General features: G+C 56.2%; 32 protein-coding genes and 1 tRNA gene. 15 read left to right on the forward strand and 18 right to left on the reverse strand.

What is annotated here, in order from left to right; all coding sequences use genetic code 11:
• Positions 1–7 precede the first annotated feature (7 nt).
• On the reverse strand, positions 8–376 hold the full coding sequence (copC, locus tag ACSQ3H_RS08975) for a copper homeostasis periplasmic binding protein CopC (protein WP_436116737.1): 369 nt from the start codon (positions 374–376) through the stop codon (positions 8–10).
• A gap of 534 nt (positions 377–910) precedes the next feature.
• Between copC and ACSQ3H_RS08980 the strand changes: the two genes are divergently transcribed.
• Complete coding sequence (locus ACSQ3H_RS08980) at positions 911–1,717, forward strand: class I SAM-dependent methyltransferase (protein ID WP_436116738.1); 807 nt, start codon at positions 911–913, stop codon at positions 1,715–1,717.
• A 170-nt stretch (positions 1,718–1,887) separates the two neighbouring features.
• Here the strand turns inward: ACSQ3H_RS08980 and ACSQ3H_RS08985 are convergent, their stop codons facing one another.
• Positions 1,888–2,493 carry a hypothetical protein gene (locus ACSQ3H_RS08985; protein WP_436116739.1) on the reverse strand — a complete coding sequence of 202 codons (606 nt, stop codon included), beginning with the start codon at positions 2,491–2,493 and terminating at the stop codon, positions 1,888–1,890.
• Entirely contained in the window at positions 2,490–2,894 is a 405-nt protein-coding gene (locus tag ACSQ3H_RS08990; RefSeq protein ID WP_436116740.1) for a hypothetical protein, read from the reverse strand. The genes ACSQ3H_RS08985 and ACSQ3H_RS08990 overlap by 4 nt, the downstream gene beginning before the upstream one ends.
• 147 nt (positions 2,895–3,041) lie before the next feature.
• On the opposite strand from ACSQ3H_RS08990, the gene ACSQ3H_RS08995 reads away from it, so the two are divergent.
• The 4 genes from ACSQ3H_RS08995 to ACSQ3H_RS09010 all read left to right on the forward strand — a co-directional run bounded on the left by ACSQ3H_RS08995 (position 3,042) and on the right by ACSQ3H_RS09010 (position 6,627).
• A complete protein-coding gene (locus ACSQ3H_RS08995; protein ID WP_436116741.1) occupies positions 3,042–3,605 on the forward strand; it encodes a hypothetical protein in 564 nt (187 codons plus the stop codon).
• A 27-nt stretch (positions 3,606–3,632) separates the two neighbouring features.
• A complete protein-coding gene (gene ligD / locus ACSQ3H_RS09000) occupies positions 3,633–4,691 on the forward strand; it encodes a non-homologous end-joining DNA ligase (protein WP_436116742.1) in 1,059 nt (352 codons plus the stop codon).
• Positions 4,692–4,715: 24 nt separating this feature from the next.
• On the forward strand, positions 4,716–5,675 hold the full coding sequence (locus ACSQ3H_RS09005) for a hypothetical protein (RefSeq protein WP_436116743.1): 960 nt from the start codon (positions 4,716–4,718) through the stop codon (positions 5,673–5,675).
• Positions 5,676–5,844: 169 nt separating this feature from the next.
• Positions 5,845–6,627 (forward strand): putative nucleotide-diphospho-sugar transferase, encoded by a 783-nt coding sequence (locus ACSQ3H_RS09010; protein WP_436116744.1) that lies wholly within the window; start codon positions 5,845–5,847, stop codon positions 6,625–6,627.
• Positions 6,628–6,774: 147 nt separating this feature from the next.
• Here the strand turns inward: ACSQ3H_RS09010 and ACSQ3H_RS09015 are convergent, their stop codons facing one another.
• The 9 genes from ACSQ3H_RS09015 to ACSQ3H_RS09055 form a co-directional block, all read right to left on the reverse strand.
• Entirely contained in the window at positions 6,775–7,254 is a 480-nt protein-coding gene (locus tag ACSQ3H_RS09015; protein WP_436116745.1) for a hypothetical protein, read from the reverse strand.
• A gap of 211 nt (positions 7,255–7,465) precedes the next feature.
• Positions 7,466–7,738, reverse strand: a complete 273-nt coding sequence (locus ACSQ3H_RS09020) for a hypothetical protein (protein WP_436116746.1) — start codon at positions 7,736–7,738, stop codon at positions 7,466–7,468.
• A 15-nt stretch (positions 7,739–7,753) separates the two neighbouring features.
• Positions 7,754–8,293 carry a hypothetical protein gene (locus tag ACSQ3H_RS09025; protein ID WP_436116747.1) on the reverse strand — a complete coding sequence of 180 codons (540 nt, stop codon included), beginning with the start codon at positions 8,291–8,293 and terminating at the stop codon, positions 7,754–7,756.
• A 48-nt stretch (positions 8,294–8,341) separates the two neighbouring features.
• Positions 8,342–8,653, reverse strand: a complete 312-nt coding sequence (locus tag ACSQ3H_RS09030; RefSeq protein ID WP_436116748.1) for a cell wall anchor protein — start codon at positions 8,651–8,653, stop codon at positions 8,342–8,344.
• A 34-nt stretch (positions 8,654–8,687) separates the two neighbouring features.
• A complete protein-coding gene (locus ACSQ3H_RS09035; RefSeq protein WP_436116749.1) occupies positions 8,688–9,383 on the reverse strand; it encodes a TIGR02594 family protein in 696 nt (231 codons plus the stop codon).
• A gap of 40 nt (positions 9,384–9,423) precedes the next feature.
• Complete coding sequence (locus ACSQ3H_RS09040; protein WP_436116750.1) at positions 9,424–10,452, reverse strand: phage late control D family protein; 1,029 nt, start codon at positions 10,450–10,452, stop codon at positions 9,424–9,426.
• Positions 10,453–10,456: 4 nt separating this feature from the next.
• A complete protein-coding gene (locus ACSQ3H_RS09045; protein ID WP_436116751.1) occupies positions 10,457–10,687 on the reverse strand; it encodes a tail protein X in 231 nt (76 codons plus the stop codon).
• Complete coding sequence (locus ACSQ3H_RS09050; RefSeq protein WP_436116752.1) at positions 10,684–11,106, reverse strand: phage tail protein; 423 nt, start codon at positions 11,104–11,106, stop codon at positions 10,684–10,686. The genes ACSQ3H_RS09045 and ACSQ3H_RS09050 overlap by 4 nt, the downstream gene beginning before the upstream one ends.
• The gene (locus ACSQ3H_RS09055; RefSeq protein WP_436116753.1) at positions 11,106–12,296 is read right to left on the reverse strand and encodes a hypothetical protein; all 1,191 of its coding nucleotides are present in this window, start codon (positions 12,294–12,296) and stop codon (positions 11,106–11,108) included. The genes ACSQ3H_RS09050 and ACSQ3H_RS09055 overlap by 1 nt, the downstream gene beginning before the upstream one ends.
• Here ACSQ3H_RS09055 and ACSQ3H_RS09060 point away from each other — a divergent pair.
• The 4 genes from ACSQ3H_RS09060 to ACSQ3H_RS09075 all read left to right on the forward strand — a co-directional run bounded on the left by ACSQ3H_RS09060 (position 12,252) and on the right by ACSQ3H_RS09075 (position 15,485).
• On the forward strand, positions 12,252–12,974 hold the full coding sequence (locus ACSQ3H_RS09060; RefSeq protein ID WP_436116754.1) for a hypothetical protein: 723 nt from the start codon (positions 12,252–12,254) through the stop codon (positions 12,972–12,974). The two genes, ACSQ3H_RS09055 and ACSQ3H_RS09060, sit on opposite strands and share 45 nt — an antisense overlap.
• Positions 12,975–13,093: 119 nt before the next feature.
• On the forward strand, positions 13,094–13,858 hold the full coding sequence (locus ACSQ3H_RS09065) for a hypothetical protein (protein WP_436116755.1): 765 nt from the start codon (positions 13,094–13,096) through the stop codon (positions 13,856–13,858).
• Positions 13,859–13,957: 99 nt separating this feature from the next.
• Entirely contained in the window at positions 13,958–15,193 is a 1,236-nt protein-coding gene (locus ACSQ3H_RS09070) for a hypothetical protein (RefSeq protein WP_436116756.1), read from the forward strand.
• Positions 15,186–15,485 (forward strand): hypothetical protein, encoded by a 300-nt coding sequence (locus tag ACSQ3H_RS09075; RefSeq protein ID WP_436116757.1) that lies wholly within the window; start codon positions 15,186–15,188, stop codon positions 15,483–15,485. The genes ACSQ3H_RS09070 and ACSQ3H_RS09075 overlap by 8 nt, the downstream gene beginning before the upstream one ends.
• A gap of 299 nt (positions 15,486–15,784) precedes the next feature.
• On the opposite strand, the gene ACSQ3H_RS09080 is transcribed toward ACSQ3H_RS09075, so the two are convergent.
• A tRNA-Met gene (locus tag ACSQ3H_RS09080) sits at positions 15,785–15,861 on the reverse strand.
• Positions 15,862–16,284: 423 nt separating this feature from the next.
• Between ACSQ3H_RS09080 and ACSQ3H_RS09085 the strand changes: the two genes are divergently transcribed.
• Positions 16,285–17,247 (forward strand): Gfo/Idh/MocA family protein, encoded by a 963-nt coding sequence (locus tag ACSQ3H_RS09085; RefSeq protein ID WP_436119389.1) that lies wholly within the window; start codon positions 16,285–16,287, stop codon positions 17,245–17,247.
• Positions 17,248–17,410: 163 nt separating this feature from the next.
• Positions 17,411–18,535: a DegT/DnrJ/EryC1/StrS family aminotransferase gene (locus ACSQ3H_RS09090; protein WP_436119390.1), complete on the forward strand. Its 1,125-nt coding sequence runs from the start codon at positions 17,411–17,413 to the stop codon at positions 18,533–18,535.
• Between the two features lie 34 nt (positions 18,536–18,569).
• Here the strand turns inward: ACSQ3H_RS09090 and mnmA are convergent, their stop codons facing one another.
• Positions 18,570–19,757 carry a tRNA 2-thiouridine(34) synthase MnmA gene (gene mnmA, locus ACSQ3H_RS09095; protein ID WP_436116758.1) on the reverse strand — a complete coding sequence of 396 codons (1,188 nt, stop codon included), beginning with the start codon at positions 19,755–19,757 and terminating at the stop codon, positions 18,570–18,572.
• A 297-nt stretch (positions 19,758–20,054) separates the two neighbouring features.
• Here mnmA and sciP point away from each other — a divergent pair, with 297 nt between their 5' ends.
• Entirely contained in the window at positions 20,055–20,330 is a 276-nt protein-coding gene (gene sciP, locus ACSQ3H_RS09100) for a CtrA inhibitor SciP (RefSeq protein ID WP_091878079.1), read from the forward strand.
• Positions 20,331–20,380: 50 nt separating this feature from the next.
• On the opposite strand, the gene ACSQ3H_RS09105 is transcribed toward sciP, so the two are convergent.
• Entirely contained in the window at positions 20,381–20,839 is a 459-nt protein-coding gene (locus ACSQ3H_RS09105) for a paraquat-inducible protein A (RefSeq protein WP_436116759.1), read from the reverse strand.
• 231 nt (positions 20,840–21,070) lie between these two features.
• Between ACSQ3H_RS09105 and ACSQ3H_RS09110 the strand changes: the two genes are divergently transcribed.
• Both ACSQ3H_RS09110 and ACSQ3H_RS09115 read left to right on the forward strand, forming a co-directional pair.
• The gene (locus ACSQ3H_RS09110) at positions 21,071–23,182 is read left to right on the forward strand and encodes a carboxy terminal-processing peptidase (protein WP_436116760.1); all 2,112 of its coding nucleotides are present in this window, start codon (positions 21,071–21,073) and stop codon (positions 23,180–23,182) included.
• A gap of 62 nt (positions 23,183–23,244) precedes the next feature.
• Positions 23,245–23,541 carry a GNAT family N-acetyltransferase gene (locus ACSQ3H_RS09115; protein ID WP_436116761.1) on the forward strand — a complete coding sequence of 99 codons (297 nt, stop codon included), beginning with the start codon at positions 23,245–23,247 and terminating at the stop codon, positions 23,539–23,541.
• Positions 23,542–23,681: 140 nt separating this feature from the next.
• Here the strand turns inward: ACSQ3H_RS09115 and ACSQ3H_RS09120 are convergent, their stop codons facing one another.
• Positions 23,682–24,068: a flagellar export protein FliJ gene (locus ACSQ3H_RS09120; protein WP_436116762.1), complete on the reverse strand. Its 387-nt coding sequence runs from the start codon at positions 24,066–24,068 to the stop codon at positions 23,682–23,684.
• Between the two features lie 493 nt (positions 24,069–24,561).
• Here ACSQ3H_RS09120 and ctrA point away from each other — a divergent pair, with 493 nt between their 5' ends.
• Positions 24,562–25,263: a response regulator transcription factor CtrA gene (gene ctrA / locus ACSQ3H_RS09125; RefSeq protein WP_106718609.1), complete on the forward strand. Its 702-nt coding sequence runs from the start codon at positions 24,562–24,564 to the stop codon at positions 25,261–25,263.
• Between the two features lie 48 nt (positions 25,264–25,311).
• On the opposite strand, the gene ACSQ3H_RS09130 is transcribed toward ctrA, so the two are convergent.
• Positions 25,312–25,917 (reverse strand): YdeI/OmpD-associated family protein, encoded by a 606-nt coding sequence (locus ACSQ3H_RS09130; RefSeq protein WP_436116763.1) that lies wholly within the window; start codon positions 25,915–25,917, stop codon positions 25,312–25,314.
• Positions 25,917–26,273, reverse strand: coding sequence for a response regulator (locus ACSQ3H_RS09135; RefSeq protein ID WP_436119391.1), 357 nt, complete (start codon positions 26,271–26,273; stop codon positions 25,917–25,919). The genes ACSQ3H_RS09130 and ACSQ3H_RS09135 overlap by 1 nt, the downstream gene beginning before the upstream one ends.
• Positions 26,274–26,319 lie beyond the last annotated feature (46 nt).

The following is a 26,319-nucleotide window of genomic DNA, read 5'->3' on the forward strand; positions in this document are numbered from 1 at the left end:
CAGGTTCTCATTTCACCGTAAATGTGTAGCTGCCTTTCGTCTTGTGGCCATCGGAGGAGAGGGCGCGCCAATCGACTGTATAAACACCGGGCTCAAGATTGCCCGTCACCGGCACGATGAGCGTGGTGTCATCGCCTGTCTTGAGCCTCGCATCGCCCGTGGGCACAGCCGCCTTGTCCGGCCTGGAAACCTTCACGCCGCTGAATTTAAGGTTAAGGCCTTCCGAAAAGGTGAGATCGAGTTCGGAGGGGGTGGACACAACGCCGTTGACCGCCGGAACAGCAGATTTGAGGTGCGCGTGGGCCAGGGCTTGACCGGAAAGCCCGAAACTGACGATGGCTGCCAAAGCAGCGGACGTGTAGGGAAGATCGGACATGAGAGAGAGCCTTTTAATTCTAAAGTGACACCGATAGTAGGTCGTACGATCGACATCTGGGTACCAAGCGCCAGCTTGTCATGTTGGCAGGTGAACGGCATTTAAGGAACCTTGAACTGAGCTTTAAGCTCTTTTCGGAACGTCGGTTTTAGAGATGCGTAGTTCCAAAATCAGGTGGAAAAAAATCAAAACCGCGTGACCCGCTACAGGGGACAGGTAGCGCACCGGCCCATAGTTGGGCCAGTGCGCTTTGTTCGGTAGCGAAGGTGCGTTTCGATCGGTCCCCCCCATGGGCGCAGGTTCGAAACCGCGATCAGCAGGAAATCATAAGCATCGGAAAATTCCGCGCTTAATTCGGCAGAAACACCGGCCCCTAATGTCCCATTTTGCGATCACTGATCGAACGCAGTCCTCGCCTGCTCATTGGGCTTTTTGCGCAAACAAGGTTCCGCTGGATTGCCCGGTGTGACGGCGATACGCGCGGCCGCATGATCGTGTTAAGGTCCATTCTTGATCGAGGGAGGATGGCAAGCCATGGAAACCGGACAACTACGATATAATTGGGCTGATGCTGATGTCTACGAGGCTTTCATGGGGCGCTGGAGCGAACATCTGGCAAGCCCATTTCTCAACCGCGTCAATGTCGCTCCGGGCGGTAACGTGCTCGATGTAGCCTGTGGGACAGGTGTGTTGGCGAAAGCACTGGCCGAGACGGGGGCGCATGTGATCGGTATTGATGCATCGGAGGGATACCTGGAAGGAGCCCGGCTTCGTCGATCCCACCCCAACATCGCATATGAACACGGCGATATCCGGCACATGCGGTTCGACAATAATGCATTCGATGCGGCCGTTTCCACGCTGGCCCTGGACGTTATCCCAGAAATTGAACAGGTAGTTGCCGAGATGAAGCGCGTGACCCGTCCAGGCGGCGTGGTCGCTTCCGCTGTTACTCAGTTCTTTGGTGGCATGCCCGCCTGGGACCTCGTCATTCACACCGGTGCTGTGCTTGAGACCGACTTCGCCAGGCTGAGATCCATGCGGGCGGGGCGCCAGCTCTTCTGGCCTAACGGTCAGGCGGCGTTGTGGCGGAAGATCGGCCTCGCCGACGTGACGGAGGTTCCCGTCGTCGTGGATTGCGAGTATCAGTCCTTCGCGGATTATTGGGCTACGTTCACCGACGGCCCGGGCAGCGTCACAGGCATATTGATGGCACTTTCGGATGACGCCCGCGGTTCGATCGAGCAGCATGTTCGTGCCGGATATCTGGTTGGCCTGCCCGATGGACCCCGGTCATTTCCCATGATGTTCCGTGTGGTGCGTGGCTTGGTCCCAGCCTGATCCTGGAGGGCATGCAATGGGGCCTGCGAGGGTCCGGTGTGGGTCAGGGGCTGCCGTATGACGTCGTTGAAGGAAGGTCCGATAGGGTCGGAATTGGTCTTTCGTGTTGGGTACCAAGCGTTAGATTTTGACCACTAGGTTTCGAACTATGGTATAGGCAAATTTGCAACCTAGTCCGACATTACCATATCTTCAGCGTCGATGTGCATGCCGTAAGCATGGTTGGTTAGACGATGGATGCTTTTCTGGATCAGTTCCACAACCACATCTAGTGAAGCCTTTTGATCCTCTGTCGCGTTCCCTGATAGTACTGCCAGCTTGTTGTAGCGTTTTGCTAACTGACGCAGATCTTCAAGGATGCTCAAAATGGCAGGATTATATTGATCGCGATATACAGCCAAACTCTGATCGATATCAGCTACAATTAAATCTCCGGGCGTTCTTAAATGCTCAGAGATAGTAAAACCAATTCTCTGAAGTTCGTTTGCCGCTGCCATTTCTTTCCTGACGGTGAACGCGCGTTCCAGCCTATGATGCTTTCGCTGCGTTCGCAATTGTTGGGCCACAAACCAAGTAGCCAGCAGCCCCGTAATCAATGTCTGATATCGATATACGGCGTGCTCCACCCATTTCCACCAAGAAAGGCTGGCAGGCTTGATGTCGATGAAGTGCCACAATGCAAGAAGAAATAGCGCACTTGAGGCGATGACAACACCAGCTTTCTTTAGAAGGCGCAGTTTATTAAGAAGCTGAAGTTCCAGCCAGAGCGGGGTCATTGAAAGCCTTTCAGAACGTCCGGAACATTGACCGGCTTATCCTGATGGACCTTTCGCCATTCGGCATATTTCACCAGCTTGCCGTCTGGGTCGAAGATCGTCGTCCCAATGCTCCCCGCGTGCTGCAAGGCTTTACCATTCACAGCAAGAACCGTCGGCCCGGCCTCGACCGCCCATAAGCCACCGTCAACGCTGCCCCGCGAAGGACCGCAGTTCACGAACGCGGTCCCATCGACCTCGCGCTGGTCGCAAACGACGGGGGAATAGATTTTCTGATTAATGTAATGAAGCTCAATTGCTTCCTTACCGGCCTTCGCCTCGGATGAAGGCAAATCAGATGCCGCCGCCTGGGCGGATATTAGCGCGGCACCAACAGCCGCAATCGATACAATGCGCTTCAATTCTGCCTCCGAGTTTTGGCGACACATATCTCAAGATTACGCGCGAGGAAAGAACAGCGCCTTTACCCCTTCTGGCTTGCTTGAAAGATCATTTAACTATTGCCCCTCACAATACGGGGTAGATCGATTTGATCATGGGGGATCGGGATGAAATCCGAAACGATTAGCGCTACCTTGGCGGTCATCGCGGCGGCTGTAAGCATCGGCGGAGCCGGTCTGCAATATTACAGCAAAGATCGCGAAACTGACCTTGAAACAATCAAAATGTCGCTTTCGATCCTTCGCGGAGAAATCAGCGACAAGACAAAGCAAAGTCGAATTTTTGCAATGAACCTGATGCGTGAAATAGCCCCAAACGCGCTCGACAAGGTGGATGACCAAGCGTGGATCGACAGCGGCACGGTCCCCGAGATTAATGTAATGCAAAGGGCACCCGAAATAAGCCAGGGCGTCTTGGATGACTATTTGGCTTCACCCGCCGCACTGGAGCGGATTGGCAACACAGTCAACAACGTTACGGACGCCAAGTTCAAAGCTATCGAGCAACTAATCTTGAAGTCTGCCGAGGGTGCGGGCTCTTCATGGTTGCAGCACGTGCCAAGCGAAAACAATATGCAGCCCACGCCGCAGCAGAATACCGCTCCTTATTTGACCAAACCGACGCCGGGCGGCGAGCAGCCGCAGCTTTTACAAAAGCCGATAAATCCCTGATCGGTATCGATAGGGAGAAAGTCTGGCATGGGAAAAAAACCATCGACTAGAAAGTTACAGACGATTGGTCTTTTGTCTGACCTAAACGAGCCTTTGAAAAGCCCGGCACAGAAACCGCGCGACAAAGCGCAGCCGCGCCTTCCGCTCGATCCGATGCCTGTTCGCATTGAACCTCAACTGGCCACGCTCGCGACCAAAGTGCCAAAAGGGGACCGATGGGCTTATGAAATTAAGTGGGATGGCTATCGTCTTGCTGTTCATTCGGAACGTAACCGCATTCGCATCATCACGCGGGGTGGCCACGATTGGACAAGCTATTTCCCCGCGATCAAGGAAGCCGCGAAAGCTCTCGGCCCGGCGACATTTATTCTCGACGGCGAAGCTGTCGTGCTTGGGGAGGATGGCACGCCGAATTTCGGTATGCTGCAACAGGCGCTTGGTGGTCGCCGCGCAACGCGCGCGGCTAACAATGCCGTCCTGTATGCCTTTGATCTCCTCTACTTCGACGGTCACGATCTAACCCGCCTCGAACTATCGTCCCGGCGGCATTTGCTCGGCACATTGCTGGAAGGCGAAACCGGCGCAATCCGCTTGTCCGAGGAAATCGAAACCGACGATGGCGAAGCGCTGTTGCGTTCTGCCTGCGCGCATGGGCTTGAAGGTATTATAGCGAAGCATAAGGATAAGCCGTATCGCTCGGGCCGTTGGACAGACTGGCTTAAGATCAAATGCTCCAATAGTGAGAGCTTTGCGGTTATCGGCTATGAACCATCAATCAAAGTTCGCGGTAGCATCGCCAGTCTATTGCTTGCTGCGCGCAGGGGCGACGAGTTAGTTTACGTGGGACACGTCGGGACCGGCTTTTCCATCAAATTGGCGCGCGACCTCAAGGTGTTGCTCGACGGCATGCGGATCAGCGAACCAGCGGCAGTTGGGATCAAAGGAAAGAAATACGTTTTCGTGGAGCCAAAGCTTGTCGCTGAAGTGACCTTTGGTGCTTGGACACATGATGGTAAGCTGCGTCATACATCATTCAAAGGCTTCCGCGAGGTCGAGGACCATTCGGAAGTTTTGGAGTTGTCTTGAACGCGCGGCTGTGCCGGGGGAAATATGGACGAGAATGGTTTTCTGTACGATGTAGCCTTTTCTTTCCATTCCTTGGACGAAGGGATTGCCACGCAGCTTAATGACCTTCTAAGCGATCGATTTAAAACCTTCATCTATTCCGAACAGCAGAAAAAGCTTGCAGGCACCGACGGCGAAAAGAATTTCAATGCCGTCTATGGCGGCGAAGCGCGCGTCGTTATTGTTTTTTATCGTCCTGAATGGGGAGAAACACCGTTCACCCGCATTGAGCAGACGGCTATCAGAAACAGGGCTTTCTCCAAGGGATACGATTTCACACTTTTTATACCGACAGTCCCGACTCCCCAAATGCCGCCATGGCTTCCGAAGACGCAACTGTATTACGGCCTCGACCGATTTGGATTGGATGGTGCGGCGGCTGTTGTCGAGACGCGCATCCAACAGCAAGGTGGGAACCCGCAGGTCGAAAGCATCACCGACCGAGCCGCAAGGTTTAGGCGGGAAGCAGATTTTCAAGAAAAAAAGGCACTCTTTGGCCGAACAGAGATCGGCGTGCGGGATGCTAGGTTAGCAGCCGATCGGCTCATTGAATTGATCAAAAGCAATTGTGCGACCATCGCGGAAAGCGATCCTAAGACCCTCATGGTGATGAATGAAACTCAAGGCTTCTATTATTTGAGGGGGCTGGGGGGATTGTTCATGACACTATACTGGCGAAACCAGTACTCAAATGATCTTGACGGTTCAGAACTGCGCATAGAAATGTGGGATGGGGTGCCTGATCTTCCTGGACTAATGGGCTATGAAAAAGGAAGAAGATTTTCGTCTGAAAAGTATAACTTCACGCTTTTGGGGCCAAATCGATCGGGATACGTCGATCGCAGTAACGAAAAGCGGGAATTCAGCGTAGAGCAATTGGCGGACAAACTGTTGCGATCATACATGGACGCGGCTGTAGAGCGTTCGAAAAAGGCTCGTCGCTAGGCTACAAAACGCAAAAACTCCGTCCCTAATTTTACCGCGCGGGATTGACGGCTGTATTGCAATAATGCAAACGAATTCAGTCGCCTACACCTACTTGCTACTCCCTTCATTCTGATCCAACTCAACTACCCGTAAAGGCCACCGTGCCTTCTCGCCGGAGTAATCAATCTTGCTGTCCCGCATCCTCGATGTTTTTCGCGCGACCAAATCCGCGCATCGGTCCATGACCGTCCCGTTCCCGAAAGCTTCAGATATCCTTCGCCAACAAACCGCCCAGGCGCCGGGCGAAATAGTGGCCTTCTATACAGCCAATTCGTTCTACGAGCAGGAAGCCGAGCGCATGGCGGCATCAGCCATTCGGTTAGGGCTTAGCGTCGCGGCAACAGCCGTTTCGAGCGCTGGCAGTTGGGTCCGAAATGCGGCCTTGAAGCCGACATTCCTTTTGAAGGAGCGGAGTGATAAACGCGGCCCGCTTCTTTATGTGGATGTGGATGCCGTAGTCCATCGCAATCCATGGCCCGCGCTCGCCACCTATGACGGCGACCTAGCTGTCCACTATTCCATTGACGGGCGGCTGATATCGGCGACGATCCTGATCAACGAAACACCCGCCGCGCTTCGCCTGCTCGAAATATGGAAAGATCGGTGCGACAAGGACCCGGATGTTTGGGATCAAGTTGTGTTGCAGCAAATTATAGCTGAGGATCAGGCCTCCGGCGAACCGCAGTTTCGCGTTGGATCCCTGCCTGTCGCTTTCTGCTGGATTTTTGACCGATTGACCAACGAGAAAACGGACGTTGTATATATCGAGCAGCTGCAAGCAAGCCGCGAAGCGAAGCAAAAGAAGCGGCTCTTTATGCGTCGGATCGGGCCAAAGCTTAAACGCAGGCGCGAACGCATCCGGCAGATTGAGCGGATATTGAGAGAAGAGCGTTTTTTGATGAAAATTTGACGCTTATCCTGTTCTCCTAAATCTAGGCACAAAAAAGGCCCGCCCGGCTTTCACCGGGCGGGCCTTTTAATTGGTGAGGGGTCGGCGAGGTCAGAGCCGACCCCTCGCTCCGCTGCGACCCGGCACGCCGCTGCCGGGGAGCGAACCTTAAGGCAGGTTTGCGCCGATAGTGATCCCGATGATCAGCGATCCGGCGAAGCCAGCGACCATAAGGTAATAGCGATTTCGAGGGGGAACCTCGCCATCTGATAGGCCGGGCGAAACCAAGAAGATTAAGCCCGCGACCATCAGCATATAGGCCACCAAACCAGCAATTGGCGAAGTGACGAGCCAATCAGGGCGGTGTAGCCAGGTGAGGAAGAGGATCAAAGTGCGCTGGATCAACAATGCTGTCGCCACCAACCAAACGGCGACGACCGCCTGCATCCACCCCTCGCGTGCTCCGTCTCGGATGGCTGCATACGCCGCCGGGGACCAAGTGATAGTCACCATCAACATCACGCCGAATGTCGCGCCATCGATAAGGACCTTCACCGTTTCATAGGGGAAGGCGAGCCAGCCGATCAGGTAGATCGCCGCCCCGCCAATGGCATAAAGGATCGCTATGTTGCTCGTTATCCGTTTCACTTCTTATCTCCATAGACATGCAACAGAGCGCCATGCATCAAGGCTTGTCGGATTTGTCTCGATTGCCTTGCCACGGTCTGAACCTCCCGCTTAAGGAGCGGGATGGTCTGATTTATCGCTTTTTCAAGGGCGGGATCGGGCGGGGGCGCTGGCTTTACTTCCGGCGGCGGCGCGTCGGTTTGCCGTCGAGTGAAAATCCTCCTGAATGGCTTCATGGCGTATTTCCTCGAATTGCGAGCAGGAAATCAGCGAGCGTTTGCCGAACCGATCGTGCAACGTCCATCAGCTGCATTGCTTCTTCGTGCCGCTTTTCCTGCAATTCCGCATTGAGCTTCCGTTCGGCTGCAATCTCTTTTTCATGCTTGTCGCGGAGTTCTGCATTCTCTTTCCGCATGGTGAAATAGAGATAAGCAGCCCATGCAGCGATGACGCCTAACGCGCTTTGTCCAAGTAGAAAGTCAACGAAACCCGTAGACGGTTCCATCGCTGAAACTCCCGATTAAAGGGGGGCAGCAGTGCCGCCGATGGGCGGCGACTGCGGAAGCTGCTTTGCGGATGCGAGGATCGCATTCACCTCCGGCAGCTTACTTAAGATGATCTCCTGAAGCGCCTTATCGGAAAGCCCGAAGGCGTCGATCGCGTCGGGATTTTTCGTCTTGATGTACGTAATCGCATCCCTGACCGCGCTGGACGTTGCCGCGAGCGCCACAGGCGGAAGCCCGGCCTTTGCAGCTGCATATTTCAGCGCGTTCATCGCAGAAGCGTGCAAGGCTTCTCGAAGCCGGTCCTCAAGCTCTTGGCTTTTGGTCGCCTCTGTGATGTTGAGCAGGGTGATTACCTGCTTCGCGATCCAAAGCCCGATGATCGGGCCGACGGTAGTGCCAAGAACGACCGCGATCGGCTGGACGATTTCCCAAACGTCAAAGAGGAAAGACGTGGGCGGGATGATGGTTTCCGGCCCATTCTGAGCGATGGCCACGATCGGGACCAAGAAAAAGGCGGTCGCCAATGCGACCGCCATTAAGCAAAGATTTTTCACGATTATTTTCCTTGTCAGTTATTCGAACGGGAATGCCAGGGCAACTGGCTAGTTCGAGCGTTTCGCGTCGCGAAGGGCGAGGGTGATCGTCGCGTATGCCTGCGCGGCTAGGACAAGTGCATTGTCCGGAGTGACAGACGTCGGATTGTCGCAAACTGCCTTGATCCCGGCATAGGCGACAGCCTCTCGATCGATGTTCTTTTGCGAAACATCGCCGGTAGTCGTGACGATCAGAAAGGCGGCGTGGGCCTTATTGATCAAGTAACAGGTCCGAGGGAGGCTTTCTTTTAGATCGAGGGTTGTGCAGGCGGCGACGCCGAGGGCAAGGCAAGCCATCGACGCAATGAGGATACGGCGCATTGAAGTCCCTTTCAGTTATGCCGATCAGGGTTGATCAGGCTTCGTTGGTGGAAATTGTCCCGCTGAATGCAGTGAGGGGCAGGGGCTTTGCCGGGATGGCAAAGGTCTTTGGAAAGCGCAGGCCGAGCGTCCGCGACTTGAGGATTTTGACAATGCTCACGCTGTCGGACTGATTGCCGCCGAGGGCGTGCCAATAGGTCTTGTCATGCCCAATGACGAAGAAGACATGCCCGCCAGTGTCGCGCTCGACAACGCCGATCGCGCCCATCACCGGCCTGTCGATCGAAACCGAAACGCCAAACTTGAGCCAATTGCGCGCCCAATAGGGGTTTTCGATCATCGGCTCTTTCGGGAGCGCGAGCGCGATGACAGTTTCCACGAAGTCGCCGCACCAAGGGAGCTTGGCAGGATCTCCTAGCGCCTTCCCGTCGCTTTTCAGGTAGGCGCGAAGGGCGGCATTATTCAGCCTTTCGTGGAGACCCTTTTTTCGCAGGGCTTCCGCGATCCATGGCGGAAGCAGAGCTTCCCCCTGTGCGGGATCGAGGCCGAGGGCCGCGATCGTCTTGGGGCCGACGGTGCCGGGATATTGAATGTCGAGCTTCTTGTCGGCTTGAAACTTCTTGATAGCGGCGATCGTCATGCGACCGAAGACGCCATCAGCGCCGCTCTTTCCCAAATCATAGCCAAGCGCAACCAAGCGCCGCTGGATGTCCTGCGTCGTGACAGTCATGATAATTTTTCCGAGGGAATTGAGGCGCGGAGCCTCGTTGCTATTTCCGGCCGTCTTTGCCCGCAGAGCCTTGCGGTTGCTTCAAGGATAGCCGGGTGATGAACCCGGATCGGCTGTATTCGTGTTCGATGCTTTCGATCCGATAAGTGCCATCGATGCCGGGCCTTGCCCCGCTAACGATGCAATTGCCTTCCGCCTGGGCGGCGGTGTTTCCGTCGATCGACACCGAACCTTCGCCGCCTTCGCGCTCGCTGTTCGCCTTGTCGTTCTTGGTTTTCTGCTCCGCCTCGCTTTCGGCGGGTGCAGCAAAGCGATCAGTCGTTGTGGCTTCGGCGTCCTCGTCATCGGTTTCCGTGAGGACTTCCTTCCACTTCGCTTCCTTCTTGTCGTAGTAGCGGGCGCGGCTGCGCTTGTAGCGCCCGCGACCGAGGAAAGGGGCTATCTCCCATGACAGCATGTTGACACCCCAAATGGCCGAAACGACTGAAAGGGCTTTCCCCGATGGTGCCGTGCCGCCGTTCCTTTTGGCGAGCGCCGCGCGGTTGCCGGATATTTTGAATGTCCCGCCAAGCTCCGAAGCCAGCCGCCGCCCTAGATTGATGAAACTCTCGTCGTCCATCTGCTCGTAATCACGGATGATGGAGGCGAACTCGCTGTCAACGCGCAGGTCGGTAATCCCTGCATCCCTTCCGGCTTCCGTCAAAATATCCTTCACGGATTTCTTGTCGAAATGCTTTTGCTGCGGCTCCTTCGCCTTGCCCCCGCTGTCGAAGCCCTTCGCAGATACCGAGAGAACGCGCCCGCCACGATCGCCACGGCTGCGGACCTCATCCACGACCCCCGCGAAGACGGTGGCAAGGCCGGTATCTTCGAAGCCGAGCATAACGGTCATCTGCGCGCCCTCGCTCGGTAGGATGACCTGCCCGCCGGTATCATCGAGGTCCATCTGTGCGGTGTCGCTCGCCGATCCTGCGGCGTCGCTGACGCGAAGACTGATCAAGATGGGATTGAGGCGGCTCGAAATGTCGAGGCCATCGACTACGACACTGAAAATTGCTTTCCGGCTCATTTCATCAATCCCAAAGGCTAATCGGTTTCACTTTGTTGACGGGACGCGGCGAGGGGATCGGCATCAGGATTTCCGTCCCCACCGGCAGGATCGGCCCCTTCCTCGCTAATCCCGGATTGCTGTCGAGGATGTATTCAACAATGCCCGGCATGGGGCGCTTGAAGCGCCGCCATACCAGAAGGGATATCGTGATGTTGTCGCCTGCGACGACGACCTTTTCGTAAACATCGCTCATGAGAAAAGCCCCGATATGATGGAGAAGAACGACGAATTTTCCGGCTTGCGCGACCGCCGGAGGCTGATCGAAACTTCGATGATCTGCCCGACGCCGTTAGAGCCGAGATACGACGACTTCTCGCTAACGCTTTCGATAACGACCCAACCGAGGGGCTTTCCGTCCCCCCGCATCAGGTATTGAGGCAGGCCCGAAATCCTCATTTGATGAAGGATGTCGAGTTCTGCCAAGCCGCCAAGCTTTTCGGGGAGCAAGCGCCCCGAAAGCTGCCAAGTGTTCGCGCCTTCGCCCACGAATTCGAGGGTTGGTTCGGCACCGAGGATAGGCTTTTGCGCATACTCGGTTTCGGCATCCCTTTGCACTTCGTGGACGTTGAAGGGCGCGATCTTGATGGTGAGTGATCCAAGGCTATAGAGCATCAGCCGACCCCCACGTCTGCATAGACGCCTCGCATCGCGAAGCGGGCTTTCTCTTCGATCAAGCGCCCGATTTCCTCGGCTGCGCCTCGAATATCCTGCACTCCATTGATCGTGACAGGGATGGTCAGATTTAGGCCACCGGCTGGCTTCGATCCGCCTCCTGATGATCTGCCGGACATTGCCGAGGCGCTCTTTCGCATCAGGGATAGGGTTTCGCTATGGGGCGTCACTCTTCCGTTTGCACCTGCGGTCCAAAGCTCCGGACCTTCCTCGCCGACAAGATAGGAGGTCCCCTTGCGGGTGGGGCCACCGCCTGCAAGTGCGCCGCCGACATTTACCTCCGGAACCGGAGCAGGAGCGCCGCCATTGGCCGGGCCGGGGCCGAAACCTGTTATGTTTTTGATGGCGTTTCCAAATGCGACAGCCTTTTCGTATGCCGTGACGAACAGGCCGACGATACTCTGAATTCCAGTTACGACCGCCTGCACGCCCTGCGCCACTGATCCGCCAATCACTTCGCCCCACGACCGCCACTTCTCCGTGGAGACATCGAGCGGGCCGACAAGCCCGGCAATGCTGTCGTAGATCGATTTGGCGAGATTGCCGATCGGCTCAAGGATGGGCTTCACCGGAGCGAGGCCCTTCATAAAGCCTTCGCCGACACCTTGGATCAGGGCTTTGACCCCCTCCCAATTGTTATAGATGAACGTCCCGGCCCCGGCGATCGCAGTAAGGACCGCGCCGACCCCGGAGAACATCAAAGCGCCGCGAAGAACAACGGCAGCGGCTCGCAGGAACCGCAACGGGCTAAGCAACCGGATTGCCGAGCGTCCGGCTACGAGGAAGGCATCGCCAACCCTCGTCAGGATGCCCGGCGTAGCGCCGAGCGACGCCGTGGCAAGCCGATTGCGAAGCGCGATCGTCTGCATCATGCCGACAACGCCCCTTGCAGCGCCAACGAAGGGAGCGCCCATCATAAGGGCAGTCCATCGCGCAGCGCCGCCCAGGCGGGTGAAGCCGAGGGCAATCGACAAGACGGACCCCTTAAGGTTGAGGCCGACAAAGTTCGATGCGATCGCGGCCACCCGGAAAGCGATCAATCCGCCAGTTGCACCGACGATCGCCGTGGTCAGCTGCGGATAGCGGTGCAGCTTCTTCGAGAGATACGCCCGGATTGGACAATTACTCACAATACGGGACCGGGTGACTATTTCCGCGATCCAGACGTCCGCCTTGGCGCTACCCCCGATGTGATTGCCATTGATCCGCAGCGTCCGGGGACGGGTATAGTCCAAATCAAGACAGTGGAGCAGGGCGCTTATCGCCGGAAATGGATCGATGATGAGGATCGCATGGAGCCGCCTATGTGGATCGCCTTGCAGGCGGCGGTTGAGGCATATCTGACAGGAAGCACGTGGGCCATGGTTGCCCCGCTGGTTGTTGGCTACGGCATCGATATGCCTCTAATCGAAATAGATTTGATCCCCGGCGTCATCGATCGGATCAAGGGTGAAACGCGGGTCTTCTGGAAGATGATCGCGTCCGGCAACGAGCCGCCCCCGGATTTCAGCCGCGATGCGCATGTCATCGAGCGGATGTTCGAACTCGATCATGGCGAGGAAATAGACCTTTCGCGTGACAATTCCATACACGACCTGATCGCTAATCGGCATCGGTTGAAAACGGCAATGAAGGCTTGCGGCGATCAGATAGAAGCCACCGACGCCGAAATCAAATTCAAATTGCAGGGCGCATCGATCGGGCATCTGCCCGGCGGTCGAAAGATCACGTGGAAGCTGACGAAGCGGGCTGGGTTTACGGTCGATCCTGCTTCTTACCGCGTCCTGCGAGTTCCACCGCCTGATTAGGCGGACGGCCCGATCGGCTTTTGTCCGAACGGGATCACACGACCAGCGCGGGGTGTTCACAGCACCTTGATCCGCGCCGGTCGCCACCGACCCACAGTTGGCCACTATAGGAGGCAGTATTGCCTATACCAGAAATAAATGAACGCGCAGTATTGGGCGGCAATAATCCCCCCATTCCCGAAGTGATGGCGGAGAAGCATCACGCTCTTCTCGCCCTCGTTGATCCCCTGGCCGTGCGCGCCGACGACCTACCTCGGCAAATTAAATGCGAAAAGGATCTGGAAAAGATCGGTGTCGTCGTAACCGACTGCAAGTCGCTCGCCAAGAAGATCGAGGGAATTCGGAAGTTCGAAAAGCAGCCGCACCTCGATGCTGGCAAGGAAGTCGATAATTTCTTCAACCCGGTTGTGGATCGCCTCGATCGGATCACGGACACCTTTGAAGCAATCGCCACGAAATATCAGCGCGAGAAGGTCGCCGAAGAGCGCCGCAAGGCCGAAGATGAAGCTGCGAAGCTCCGCGCCGATGCCGAGAAGAAGCGGCAGGAGGCCGAAGCCGCCAAGCGGGGAAGCACCGCAGCCCGGAAAAACGACGAGGCCGACCACCTGTTAGATCAGGCTGATGAAGCCGAAGCAGCTGCTTTCCAAAGCGCTGCATCAATTGCCAAGCTCCGCACCGAAAGCGGCGTGACGGCAGGAGCGAAAACGAATTGGGATTTCTCAATCGTTGATTACGACAAGATTGACCTCAACAAGCTTCGCCCCTTCTTCCGGCGCGAGGATGTCGAAAAGGCAATCCGGTCGATGGTGCGCATCCAGAAAGGATCAGCGCTGATCGAGGGCGTGAAAGTCTTCGAAAACGTGAAGGCCACCTTCCGTATCTAACCCATCCACCGATCCGGCCAAGGGCCGGGGCGGGGCCAGTAATTGCGGATCAGAATGCCGCGATGAATGCCCCGCCACATTCATAGGAGAACGCCATACATGGCGAAGGAACTTGAGACTATCACCGAAGACGGGGAAATCATCACCTCCACCGCAACCGTGGAGCAGATGAGCCTCGCGATCGGGCTGTCCCGCGCTGAAATCGATCAACAGATTTCTACCGCGCATGCTTATCCACGTGCAATCAGCCGTGCGACTAAGAATATTCTGTCGCTTGTCACCATCGATGAGGAAGCGGCGGCAGAATGCAACTACGCCTTGCCGCGCGGCGGGAAGGCAATCACCGGCCCTTCAATCCGCCTGGCCGAAATCGTCGCCGGGCAATGGGGAAATTGCCGCGTCGGCGCACGCGTTGTTCACGTCGATCGAGCCGAAAAGTATGTCGAGGCCGAGGGTGTGTTTCATGACCTTGAGACCAACGCCGCCACGACCGCGCGCGTCCGTCGCAGGATCGTGGATAGCAAAGGCAGGCTTTTCAACGATGACATGATCATCATGACCGGCAATGCCGCATGCTCGATCGCGAAGCGAAATGCCATCCTTGGTGGAGTACCCAAAGCTGTCTGGCGCAAAGCCCATGATGCAGCGCTTGCCACGGTCAAGGGCGATATCAAGACGCTGACCGAGCGCCGCGACCGCGTGATGACTGCATTTGCGGCATTCGGCATCAAGCCGGAGCAAGTTCTCGCGGCTGTCGGTCTGTCGGGCATGGATGACGTGATGATTGAACACCTGCCGATCCTTGTCGGAATGCATGCGTCGCTAAAATCCGGGGAGGCAACCGTCGAAGAAATGTTCGGCGGCGGGAAATCATCCGACGGTGGCGAGAAGAAAGACCTCAAAGGCAAGATGCAGGATTTCGCCGATGGTGGAAAGGATAAGGGGAAGCCAAGCTCGAAAGGTGACGCGGGCGTGCAGGAGGCATCGGGCAAGAAGGCTAAAAATTCCGACGCCGACGCAAAGCCAAAAGATGCCGAAGCGAAAAAATCTGAGGCAAAATCGGAGAAATCCGATCCCGCAGAAAATGCGGCTTCGAACGATGATGCGGCAGATGGAGCGGCAAGCGAAGGCGAAAAAGGTGACCACCCCGAACTCGACCCGCCGACAGAAGATGATTTCGAGCTCGCTCGCGATCGCGGTCACGACGCCTACCACAAAGGCATGAGCCGCAAGGGCGTCCCCGAAGAGTACACCCGGGAGGGTCGCGAAAAGGAGCGCGATCTTTGGCTCGGCGCTTACGACGCGGCGAAGAATGAGGACGGCGGCAATGACTGATCTTGGTTCATACGAAAGCCTTCTCAATCAATGGCGCGATGCGGAGGCGAAGGCCGAGCAGGTCCGGCAATTCTTCGATAATGGCGGGGCTTTTCGGCTTCGGATCGCCGTCATTAACGACGGGCCGGTCGTGACGAACATCATGGGTGATTTTCTCAACGACATGATGCGCGGCAAGGGCTTCGAGGCAATGGCGAAATCCGCGATCAGTCGGGCAGAGCAGGCGGCACTTACTGCCCGCGCTGCGCTGCTCGGAATGGCCGCGAACGCCTCTTCAGACACGCCCCTTTAGGCCCCCGGTGGGCTTCGGCCCGCCGCTCCCTCCCTATATTTTGAAGGATGAGCAACGATGCTCGTTAAAGTATTTGATTTCGAAACGACGGGGTTTCCTCCCGGCGCTGCGATTGTTGAGATCGGATGGACAGAATTGTTCATCGGCTCCGGTGCCTCCGAAGTGGGGCAGACACGTTCGATGCTTGTAAACCCCTTCCGGGCAAACCCGGAATTGAAGATGCATGTATCAAGCCGAAGTTTGGACCTATATCGCCGCCCTTACGGGGGAACACATCCCGAACGTGTGGGGGGGAGCGATGGTAGCGAAGGAGGGATTCGAACCCCCGACACAAGGATTATGATTCCTCTGCTCTAACCTACTGAGCTACTTCGCCCCATGTGTCTCGCGACCCGTAGACGGTTTGCCTGCAAAGGAATACCGGAGGACGCGCTGTCAAGTGACAGGGACGGGGCGGGATATATGGGGGTGACAACAGCCTGTCAAGCAATCTTCTGGAGCAATCGCAGTGAATGCAGTAAACGATCACATCGGGCTGCATTACCATTGTGCGTGGTTCGCCCCTCGACAAGCTCGGGAGGGCTCACCATGAAGGGGATGGGCTGATTGCAGGGAGGCAAGTTCTGCGATGTTAGTGATTAGCCTTGCAGTCCACCTGTCTTCCTCATGGTGAGCTTGTCGAACCACGCACAATAGATATGCAACTTTGAAATGCGATTCCCTTGGAAGTACGTCCTCCAGCACTTGTCATAGTTTCGTCGTACAGATAATGGATGCCGACATGAAAAAGGCTGAAAAGATGGCTCCACGGATTGCTGTGCTGGGTTGCGGTTACTGGGGCAGCAATCATATCCGTACATTGAAGAGCCTCGGCGCTCTTTTTGCCGTCTCCGATGAGAACAGCGATCGCGCCGCCGGTTTTGCCGCTGAGCAGGGCGTTCTGCATATCGAGGTCGAAGATCTTTTCACCCATCCGGAGGTCGATGCCATCGTCATGGCGTTGCCGCCGCAGTTCCACGCGGAAGCGGCAATCCGCGCTGTAACCAATGGCAAGGATGTGCTTGTCGAGAAGCCTATCGCGCTGACCGTGCCCGATGCGGAAGCCGCCGTGAAGGCTGCGCATGACAATGGCCGGATCTTCATGGTTGGCCATGTGCTGCGATTTCATCCCGCGTTCGAAAAGCTGCTGGAGCTTATCAAGGCCGGCGATCTAGGCAAGGTGCGCTATATCCACTCGCACCGGCTTGGCCTTGGAAAATTCCATACGGAAAATGATGCCCTCTGGGATCTGGCGCCGCATGATCTGTCGATGATCCTGGCAATCACGGAAACTGAGCCGCTGGAGGTGCGCGGCGAGGGTGCGGCGGTGCTCGATCATTTGAGCGATTTTGCACATCTGCATTTGCGCTTTCCCAACAATGTGCGCGGGCATCTCTTCGCCTCGCGGCTTAACCCCTACCGCGAGCGCCGTTTGACGGTGGTCGGTACCAAGGCGATGGCCGTGTTCGATGACATGGAGCAGTGGGATAAAAAGCTCGCTGTCTACAAACATTCGATCTGGCAGGATGATGGCCAGTGGGCCTCGACGACGGAAGAGCCGACATATGTCAAAGTTGCGCAGGGCATGCCCCTGACGCGCGAGTGCCAATCGTTCATCGAAAGCATCCAGACGCGGAAGCAACCGAAAACAGACGGCGAGGAAGCCATTCGCGTCTTGCGAATCCTTACGGCGGGTACGGTTGCTCACAACAAAAGCGAGTGAACAGTCAGTCGCATTGCTCTCTCCTGCAGCCATTGTTACAAGGCCAACGCCTTGTTAAAGGATGAGGCAAACTTTGAACGGCAAGCTCTGGCAAACCCATCGTGGCCCCTTTAGAGACTTGCCTTGACCGCGTTGGATTCGCGGAAGACAGATTGGAGCAATGATGCAGTTCATCGATCTCGGCGCACAGCGTGAACGGATTAGCAGCAAACTCGACGCGGCGATCGCCAAGGTCGTGCGCGAAGGCAAATATATCCTTGGACCGGAAGTTGCCGAATTCGAAAAACGTCTTGCGGAGTATATCGGCGTTGAACATGTCGTTGCCTGCGCCAATGGTACGGACGCGCTGCTCATTCCGCTGATGGCAAAGGGGATTGGACCGGGCGATGCGGTGTTTGTCCCTAGCTTCACCTTTGCCGCGACTGCGGAAGTGGTGGCGCTGGCCGGCGCCGAGCCGGTCTTTGTCGATGTCGATCCCGACACCTATAATCTCGACGTGAAGCAGCTCGAGGCAGCAATTGCCGCGGTGCGTGCGGAAGGCCGGTTGCAGCCGAAGGCGATCATCCCCGTCGATCTGTTTGGCCTTGCCGCCGACTACACGTCGCTTTCTGCAGTCGCTGCGAGAGAGAACCTGTTCGTAATCGAGGACGCAGCGCAGTCGATCGGCGGCAAGCGCGACAATGCCATGTGCGGCGCCTTCGGCGATGTGGGGGCAACCAGCTTCTACCCCGCCAAACCGCTCGGCTGCTATGGCGATGGTGGGGCTATGTTCACCAATGATGCCGCGTTCGCTGAAGTGCTGCGTTCCGTACTGTTCCACGGCAAGGGCGAAACGCAATATGACAACGTACGTATCGGGTTGAACTCCCGTCTCGACACGATCCAGGCGGCGATCCTCATCGAAAAGCTCGCCATTCTCGAAGACGAGATGGAAGCCCGGCAGGTGATAGCCAGGCGCTATGCCAATGGCCTCAAGGACATCGTCAAAGTGGCTTTGATGCCGGAAGGTTCGCGCTCGGCATGGGCGCAGTATGCGATCGAGACGAAGAACCGCGACGGCTTGAAGGCGCACCTGCAGGCCAATGGCATTCCGTCGGTGATCTATTATGTGAAGCCGCTGCATCTGCAGGAGGCTTATTCACATTACATGCGCGCGCCGGGCGGTCTGCCGGTTTCGGAAACATTGCCGAAGAATATTCTGTGCTTGCCGATGCATCCATACTTAAGCGAAGCCGATCAGGGCCGGATTATCGGCACGATCCGCGATTTTCACGAAAAAGGGGCCTGACGGCCCCATTTCCTTCAACTTCGAACCAATCTGATCAGGCGTGCTGGCCTTGCTCGGCCAGGCGCTTGAGCATGGCTTCGGCCTGCGGGGCGCGTTCGGAACGGCCGATAAAGCCGCCGCCGAACACACGGGCGGTGTTGCTATCGTCCGAATAGAGCACGCAGGCCTGGCCTGGTGCGATACCGCTTTCACCATCGACGAGCTCGACCCAGGTTTCGCCCGCCTGATGATGCAGGACCGCCGGACGTGGCGGGCGGGTGGAACGCACCTTGGCGTAAACCTCGACACCGCCTGCCGGAATATCTTCCAATGCGTCATCGCCAAGCCAGTTGACGTTGCGGAGATACACCTTGCGGGTTTCGAGCGCTTCGCGCGGGCCGACTATGACACGGGCATTGGCCGCATCGAGATGGACGACGTAGAGCGGATCGCCAGTGGCGACGCCAATGCCGCGGCGCTGGCCGATCGTGTAGTGAACGATGCCTTCATGGCGGCCGAGCACGCGTCCATCGATGTGGACAATGTCGCCAGGATTGGCGGCTTCCGGCTTCAGCTTGGAAATAATGTCCGAATATTTTCCCTGCGGTACGAAGCAGATGTCCTGGCTATCCTGCTTGTTGGCAACCGTGAGGCCAAGCTCCTCGGCGATAGCGCGAGTCTCTGGCTTCGTCAGTCCGCCGAGCGGGAAACGCAGGTAGTCGATCTGCTCCTGGGTGGTGGCAAAGAGGAAATAGCTCTGGTCTTTGTCGGTGTCGACAGGACGGAAAAGAGCACGATGTGCACCATTGGCATTGCTGCGGATATAATGGCCTGTTGCGAGTGCGTCGGCGCCAAGATCGCGGGCGGTCTGCAGCAGGTCAGCAAACTTGACGGTCTGGTTGCAGGAGACGCAGGGGATCGGCGTTTCGCCGCTGACATAGCTCGCGGCAAAGGGATCGATCACGGCTTCGCGGAAACGGGCTTCATAGTCGAGTACATAATGCGGAATGCCGAGGCGCTCGGAGACGCGGCGCGCATCCTCAATGTCCTGACCAGCGCAGCAGGAACCGGCACGATGGGTCGATGAGCCATGATCATAAAGCTGGAGTGTAACGCCGACGACATCATAGCCTTGGCGTTTGAGGATGCCTGCCACAACAGAAGAATCCACGCCGCCAGACATGGCGACGACGATGCGAGTGTCTTCCGGTCTTCCCGGCAGATCGAGATTATTCAGTGTCATAAGCGGATCCGTTTTCGTCGCGGCATAAAGGCGCAGCGCTTCGTGGCCCTTATATAGGCCATCGACCCGGTCTTGCCAATAAGAAGTGGCGTGGGAGAAATTTTTCTTGAGACAAGATTTTTGCGTACCGCTGCCGCCAAAACCCGAAAATTCTGGAAGTTAGACCAAAGTTTAACGAAAATACGGCCATTCCATTAACCGAAGTTACCAGAGAATGACTCAGCGTTTAGGCAATTATTAAAGCCCTGACTGTAATGTCAGCTGCGATAGGTCTTGAAGTTTAGTGTAGAGAGTACAATGACCGATCTTGTTCGACCGAGAGTAAAATACGTAATCGGCCCGGATGGCAGCCCGCTGACCATCGCCGATCTTCCACCCGCGAACACGCGGCGTTGGGTTATTCGCCGCAAGGCTGAGGTGGTTGCCGCTGTGCGCGGTGGTCTTCTTAGTCTTGAGGAGGCTTGCCATCGCTATACGTTGACGGTGGAAGAGTTCCTGTCCTGGCAGTCCTCGATCTCCGATCATGGTCTGGCTGGTCTCAGAACGACCCGGATACAGCAATATCGTCATTAGATGATGGTGCAATGAAGAAAAGGGGCTGGTCGCAAGATCAGCCCCTTCGCTTATGAAGTCTTTTCCTCGCGTACGATCAAGTGCGTTGCCACTGCCGACAGAATTGCCGATGCGGTGAAGAACCAGAGTCCAGGCTGCGCGATTGCGGTTGCGAGCCCGCTTGTCTTTGCGGCGAAAATGACGAGAGCCACAAGCAATACATCCAGCATCGACCATTTCGACAACAGTCCGATCCATCGGTGCAGAACATGGACGGCAGCGGGTACTTGAACTGCTGCCAATTGTGCGACGGCCAGCTTTGTGACTGGAAGAATGACCGAAAAGATCGCGACGACAGACGCGAGCAACCAGTCGCCGCCCGCCCAGAGCGATCGAATTATGCCGAGGAGTGAAGGATTGTCCTCGAAGAAATAAAGCCTGCTGACATTCATCAGCGGCATGGTCATCCCCAGTGCCAGAGAAAATGTGGCGATGAAGATAAAGATGGGAATGACTGATCTTGCCGACATGCTGCTCCCGAACCAAAGCTGATCGGCGCTATGAATGAAGGAAACCGACGGTGGCCGTCAAGGATGGGCGACGACAAGACACACTGGATCACATTCGCTTGCACCGATTGACGCTTCCCATGGGCGATCTCCATAGTTAGGGTAACAGGACCGGCGTGCTGCCGGCAGTAATTGAGAACATTTGAATTCTTGATGATTTGATCGACACAGAACATTGGATTGATGCCCCTTATGCGTACCAAATTTGGCTTGCTATTCGTTTTCCTGGCCCTTGTCTCTCCGGCCCAGGCACTGGAGACCGGCTCACCCCCGGTGCTGGCACCGGAGGAGGATCAAGCCAAGGCGGCGCATTTGAGCGCGCAGGTGCTGACATACTACCACTACAAGAAGGTGCCGCTGGACGACGCCTTGTCCGCTAAAATAATTGATCGCTATATAGAGTCACTGGACCCGGAGCGCTTCTTTTTCCTTCAGTCCGATATCGACCACTTCATGGCCAACAGGGACAAGATCGATGATGCCATTTATGGTGAAGATCTCACCATCCCTTTTGCGATTTTCAACGTGTATGACCAGCGTGTCGTGGAGCGACTGAACTACGCAAGGGAGTTGCTCAAGAAGGGCTTCGATTTCAGTCAGAACGAAGACTATACGGTCATGCGCGACAAGGAGCCTTGGCCAAAATCGGAAGCGGAAAGCCAGGACTTGTGGCGCAAACGCGTCAAGAACGACTGGCTGCGCCTGAAGTTGGCCGGAACACCGGATGCAACGATACGCGAGACGCTTGGCAAGCGGTACGCGAACTCGCAGGCGCGGGCCTACAAGTACAAGAGCGACGATGTATTTCAGACGTTCATGAATGCCTACACGACCTCGATCGAGCCCCATACGGACTATTTTGGTGTGGCAGCGGCGTCGGATTTCGACATTTCGATGAAACTCTCACTGGTCGGTATTGGCGCCGTGCTCCAGGAGCGCGACGAATATACGACCATACGAGAGCTGGTCGCGGGCGGGCCGGCCCAACTATCGGGCCAACTCGCTGCCGGCGACAGAATCGTTGGCGTTGCTCAAGGCAAGGACGGCCCGATGGTGGACGTCGTCGGTACCCGGGTGAACGAAGTCGTCAAACTGATACGCGGAGAAAAGGATACCGTCGTACGGCTGGATATATTGCCATCCGATGCGGGACTCGACGGCAAGCATCGCCTGATCACATTGGTGCGGGACAATATCAGTCTGGAGAAACAGGCCGCCAAGAAAAGCGTTCAGATTGTGAAGGATGGCGATGTCTCGCGCAAAATCGGCGTGATCTCGTTGCCCACATTCTATGAGGACTTCGATGCGCGGCGCCGCGGTGACAAGAACTATCGAAGCGCGAGCCGCGATGTCGCCAAGCTGTTGGCAGAACTGGAAGAAGACAAGGTCGATGGCGTCGTTATCGACTTGCGCAACAATGGCGGAGGCTCCCTGCCGCAAGCCATCGAACTGACCGGCTTGTTCGTAGGCAAGGGACCTGTTTTGCAGCAGCGCAATGGCGAGGGCGACATAAAAGTAAATGGCAATGACCGCGGCAAGGCGCGCTGGACCGGTCCGCTGGCCGTGCTCATCAACCGCGGTTCTGCCTCGGCGTCCGAGATTTTTGCTGCGGCAATCCAGGACTATGGCCGCGGCGTCATCATTGGCGAACCGAGTTTCGGCAAGGGCACTGTGCAAACAGTGGTCGATCTGGACGAGGAAGCACGCAATCCAAAGCCGGAATTCGGCGAATTGAAGATGACGGTTGCGCAGTTCTTCCGCATCAATGGCGGCACCACCCAGCTTCGCGGCGTGACGCCAGATATCGTCTTGCCGGGATTCTCGGACGAGGAGAAACTCGGAGAGTCGAGCTACGACAATGCCCTGCCATGGCTGCAGATCAAACCCGCGAACTACAAACCGCTTGGTGAAATCAAGCCTATTTTGCCGGAACTCCAGAGCCGCCACGATGCCCGTGTCAAAGAAGACAGGGATTTCAAAGAGCTCGTTGAAGACGTGAATGAGCTCGACGAGTTGCGCAACAAGCGCGTTATCTCACTCAACGAAACCGAAAGGCGCGCTGAAAGGGATCGTCAGGTTAACCGCCTGAAGGCCCGCGAGGCAGCTGACGGCAAGGGTTCTGTGTCACCGACGGATCTCGTATTTCAGGAAGATGGGCTGCAGGCCGACGAGCGCAGCCTCAGCGCTGATATAGCGAGCGAGAAGGCGCTGAAGGATGCAAAAGACGTTCTCTTGGACGAGACGGTGCATATTCTCAGCGACGCATCCGACCTGCTTAAGGTCAAGTCTGCAAAGAACAATTAATCCAACAAGGGTGATTGGCGCCAGCGTTGACCGCCGGCGCTTCAATGACAAATGGTGCAGCAATGGTAGATCAGATCAAGATCACGAAGGAAGAGACGGGAAGCGGTGGGCGTTATGTGGCAGTCGTATCAGGCCATGAAGCCGAAATGGCGTTTTCACGAGCCAGTCCGCATCTGATCATCATCGATCATACCGCAGTGCCGGATGCATTGCGCGGTCAGGGTGTTGGGCAGGCCCTGGCGCTGCATGCGGTGGAAGATGCCCGGGCAGGGGGTTGGAAAATCATTCCGCTGTGTCCGTTCATGCGCGCCCAATCGCTTCGGCATGAGGAGTGGGCTGATGTCGTTCAGCAAAAATGAGATCTTTCGATAATTTCACCCTGATCGACATCTGCGGTCTGCACTTCCGGGCGCTCATGGACGAGAATGTCCACTGCGCTCCGGTTCTCGATCACCGCACCATCTGTCTCATCAAGCTGAATTCTCAAAAGGTCTCAAAATCAGCCGATCATCGCTCGCTTGTCGGTGACAGAAACCTCTTCGATGTCACGCGGTTTGCCGTCGCGTTGCTCGAGTGCCTCGGCCTTGGCAAGTTCCGCTTCCGATTCGGTAAGGGCTGCCTCGGCGTCATCCTTTTGTGACTTCAGGTCGCGGATCGAATCAAACAGATTGTCGCGGCGCTGACGGGCGGCCTTGGCGAAAGTCGGATAGGCAAAATGCGAGGTGTCGGTGATGCCGGCCTTCTTTTCCTCGGACAGGATCTGCGCGTCCAATTCAGCCGCCATGCGTTCGAACTCGCCCATCATCAAATCAAGCTGGCCGAGTTGACGGCGCTTTTCCTTGACCTGAAAGAGCTTCAGCCGAACCAAACCTTCATGCGACTTCATATTCACTACCCCCTCAACACTTTATCAAAAGCCGGTACTCTGACGCTGCCAAAACGCTGGCGAGCGATCATCCGGCAAGATTTCACCCCGAATCACTTCGGGAAAATGAAACAAAAACTTAAAGGTTGCCCTGTCTGGTAACCTTTCCTTTACGTTCAGCATTAATCATACGCCTTAAGACTTAAAGCTCTGTAAATCGAAGTCGGAAGTTTTTAGACAGCGATTTTATTGAGTCGAATGAATCGCTTAAGGCCAGAACCTGATGCTTCGTCTGATGGTTTTTGGCCGGTAAGTTGACCTTATGAATCAACGCGGTGTCTGTGATTTTTAAATCAAGAGTCAAAGACACTTGCAAAGCGGAATTAGATTTTGTTAACCATTCGGTGGCAATCTTAACGTTATGGAAACGGCTTGTTTCGCGACCTGACTTCGGGATTGCCCTGACTGAGGTTTGTTGGGCAACCCATTTCAGCGGCGGGAAAAGGGGAATGATATGCGGGTTCTTTTAATCGAAGACGATAGTGCAACGGCCCAGAGCATCGAGTTGATGCTCAAGTCGGAAAGCTTCAATGTTTATACGACGGATCTGGGCGAAGAGGGTGTCGATCTCGGCAAGCTCTACGACTACGATATCATCCTCCTCGACCTCAACCTGCCGGATATGTCCGGTTATGAAGTTCTGAGGACCCTGCGTCTGTCGAAGGTGAAAACACCGATACTGATCCTCTCCGGCATGGCCGGCATCGAGGACAAGGTTCGCGGCCTCGGTTTCGGCGCCGACGACTACATGACCAAGCCTTTCCATAAGGACGAACTGGTTGCCCGCATCCATGCGATCGTGCGCCGTTCCAAGGGGCATGCCCAGTCGGTTATCACTACCGGCGATCTAATCGTCAATCTCGATGCCAAGACGGTCGAAGTCACTGGCCAGCGCGTTCACCTGACGGGCAAGGAATACCAGATGCTGGAGCTGCTCTCGCTCCGCAAGGGTACGACGCTCACCAAGGAAATGTTCCTCAACCACCTTTACGGCGGCATGGACGAACCCGAACTCAAGATCATCGACGTCTTTATCTGCAAGCTGCGCAAGAAGCTCGACAGTGCTTCCGGCGGTATCAACTATATCGAGACAGTCTGGGGTCGTGGCTACGTGCTCCGCGAGCCGGATGCTTCGGATTTGCGCGAAATCGCCTGATCCAGGATAACGATTGGAAACAAAAAGCTCCGTGTGAACGGAGCTTTTTTATTTGGATGGCTTGGTTTTCATGGGATAAATCGTTTCGCCCTTGGCAAGCATCGCGACGAATTTTTCGATGCGGTTTGCGCGCGTTTTGGCTTGTTTGGCATCATGGACGCGGTGGAGAATCGCGTAGCGATTGGTGCTGTCGAGCCGATTGAACAGGTCCAGCGCCGCGGGGTTGGCATCGAGAACTTCCCGCAGATCATCAGGTACGGTCGCCGTGCTCTGGGGCGGATAGGCAGCATCCCACCTGCCATCGGCCTTGGCTTTTTCTATTTCCGCCAGCCCCGATGCTTTCATCCGGCCCTGTTTAACAAGCTCAAGCGCCTTTGTCCGGTTGCGCTCGGACCATTTGCTCTTCGGCTTGCGCGGAGTGAAGCGGATAAGCCAATGATGCTTGTCGAATTTGTCGAGTTGGCCATCGATCCAGCCGTGACACAGCGCGCATTCAATGGCTTCGGGCTGTGATACGCTAGCGATGCCGGAATCTGCTTTTGCGAGTTTGAGCCATATCCCCGGCGAGGAACGTGGCTGTTCGGCCAGCCAGGATTCGAATTTTGCGATCGATCCAAACAACATGATCGGAAGATCAGATTTGCCGGTTGGCATCAGCCTTCGACCGGCACCGGCGGCAGGATTTCGGCGATGGAAGCACGATTGAAGGGTTTGAGAAGGTAGCCGGCGGCACCAGCGCGCTTGGCCCGCATGATCCGGCTCAGGTCGACTTCAGGCAGGCAAAGATAGATCTTGCTGTGCGCGCCGCCCGGCAAAGCACGCACCTGGCTGATAATATCGGGGGCCGGCATATCGGACAGCGCATCGTCGAGGATGATGACGTCAGGCATTTCTACGCTGCACGCGGCAATCGTCTGATAGCCAGTATCGGCTGTTGTCACGATAGTTGTGTCGTTGGCAATAAGCCTCCGCGCAACCTTCCTGACCACAGGAGATCCATCAACAATCATGCAGCGTAGCAATTGAACTCTCCCCGCAAAAGGCAAATTGCGTTTG

The organism is Phyllobacterium sp. LjRoot231, assembly GCF_964253365.1.
Taxonomy (GTDB): Bacteria; Pseudomonadota; Alphaproteobacteria; order Rhizobiales; family Rhizobiaceae; genus Phyllobacterium.

What these genes read in the sequence shown, in the direction of transcription:
- copC (WP_436116737.1), bottom strand. Translation starts at nt 376, where the DNA reads ATGTCCGATCTTCCCTACACGTCCGCTGCTTTGGCAGCCATCGTCAGT.
- ACSQ3H_RS08980 (WP_436116738.1), top strand. Translation starts at nt 911, where the DNA reads ATGGAAACCGGACAACTACGATATAATTGGGCTGATGCTGATGTCTAC.
- ACSQ3H_RS08985 (WP_436116739.1), bottom strand. Translation starts at nt 2,493, where the DNA reads ATGACCCCGCTCTGGCTGGAACTTCAGCTTCTTAATAAACTGCGCCTT.
- ACSQ3H_RS08995 (WP_436116741.1), top strand. Translation starts at nt 3,042, where the DNA reads ATGAAATCCGAAACGATTAGCGCTACCTTGGCGGTCATCGCGGCGGCT.
- ligD (WP_436116742.1), top strand. Translation starts at nt 3,633, where the DNA reads ATGGGAAAAAAACCATCGACTAGAAAGTTACAGACGATTGGTCTTTTG.
- ACSQ3H_RS09005 (WP_436116743.1), top strand. Translation starts at nt 4,716, where the DNA reads ATGGACGAGAATGGTTTTCTGTACGATGTAGCCTTTTCTTTCCATTCC.
- ACSQ3H_RS09020 (WP_436116746.1), bottom strand. Translation starts at nt 7,738, where the DNA reads ATGGAACCGTCTACGGGTTTCGTTGACTTTCTACTTGGACAAAGCGCG.
- ACSQ3H_RS09030 (WP_436116748.1), bottom strand. Translation starts at nt 8,653, where the DNA reads ATGCGCCGTATCCTCATTGCGTCGATGGCTTGCCTTGCCCTCGGCGTC.
- ACSQ3H_RS09035 (WP_436116749.1), bottom strand. Translation starts at nt 9,383, where the DNA reads ATGACTGTCACGACGCAGGACATCCAGCGGCGCTTGGTTGCGCTTGGC.
- ACSQ3H_RS09040 (WP_436116750.1), bottom strand. Translation starts at nt 10,452, where the DNA reads ATGAGCCGGAAAGCAATTTTCAGTGTCGTAGTCGATGGCCTCGACATT.
- ACSQ3H_RS09045 (WP_436116751.1), bottom strand. Translation starts at nt 10,687, where the DNA reads ATGAGCGATGTTTACGAAAAGGTCGTCGTCGCAGGCGACAACATCACG.
- ACSQ3H_RS09050 (WP_436116752.1), bottom strand. Translation starts at nt 11,106, where the DNA reads ATGCTCTATAGCCTTGGATCACTCACCATCAAGATCGCGCCCTTCAAC.
- ACSQ3H_RS09070 (WP_436116756.1), top strand. Translation starts at nt 13,958, where the DNA reads ATGGCGAAGGAACTTGAGACTATCACCGAAGACGGGGAAATCATCACC.
- ACSQ3H_RS09075 (WP_436116757.1), top strand. Translation starts at nt 15,186, where the DNA reads ATGACTGATCTTGGTTCATACGAAAGCCTTCTCAATCAATGGCGCGAT.
- ACSQ3H_RS09085 (WP_436119389.1), top strand. Translation starts at nt 16,285, where the DNA reads ATGGCTCCACGGATTGCTGTGCTGGGTTGCGGTTACTGGGGCAGCAAT.
- ACSQ3H_RS09090 (WP_436119390.1), top strand. Translation starts at nt 17,411, where the DNA reads ATGCAGTTCATCGATCTCGGCGCACAGCGTGAACGGATTAGCAGCAAA.
- mnmA (WP_436116758.1), bottom strand. Translation starts at nt 19,757, where the DNA reads ATGACACTGAATAATCTCGATCTGCCGGGAAGACCGGAAGACACTCGC.
- sciP (WP_091878079.1), top strand. Translation starts at nt 20,055, where the DNA reads ATGACCGATCTTGTTCGACCGAGAGTAAAATACGTAATCGGCCCGGAT.
- ACSQ3H_RS09105 (WP_436116759.1), bottom strand. Translation starts at nt 20,839, where the DNA reads ATGTCGGCAAGATCAGTCATTCCCATCTTTATCTTCATCGCCACATTT.
- ACSQ3H_RS09110 (WP_436116760.1), top strand. Translation starts at nt 21,071, where the DNA reads ATGCGTACCAAATTTGGCTTGCTATTCGTTTTCCTGGCCCTTGTCTCT.
- ACSQ3H_RS09115 (WP_436116761.1), top strand. Translation starts at nt 23,245, where the DNA reads ATGGTAGATCAGATCAAGATCACGAAGGAAGAGACGGGAAGCGGTGGG.
- ACSQ3H_RS09120 (WP_436116762.1), bottom strand. Translation starts at nt 24,068, where the DNA reads ATGAAGTCGCATGAAGGTTTGGTTCGGCTGAAGCTCTTTCAGGTCAAG.
- ctrA (WP_106718609.1), top strand. Translation starts at nt 24,562, where the DNA reads ATGCGGGTTCTTTTAATCGAAGACGATAGTGCAACGGCCCAGAGCATC.
- ACSQ3H_RS09130 (WP_436116763.1), bottom strand. Translation starts at nt 25,917, where the DNA reads ATGCCAACCGGCAAATCTGATCTTCCGATCATGTTGTTTGGATCGATC.
- ACSQ3H_RS09135 (WP_436119391.1), bottom strand. Translation starts at nt 26,273, where the DNA reads ATGATTGTTGATGGATCTCCTGTGGTCAGGAAGGTTGCGCGGAGGCTT.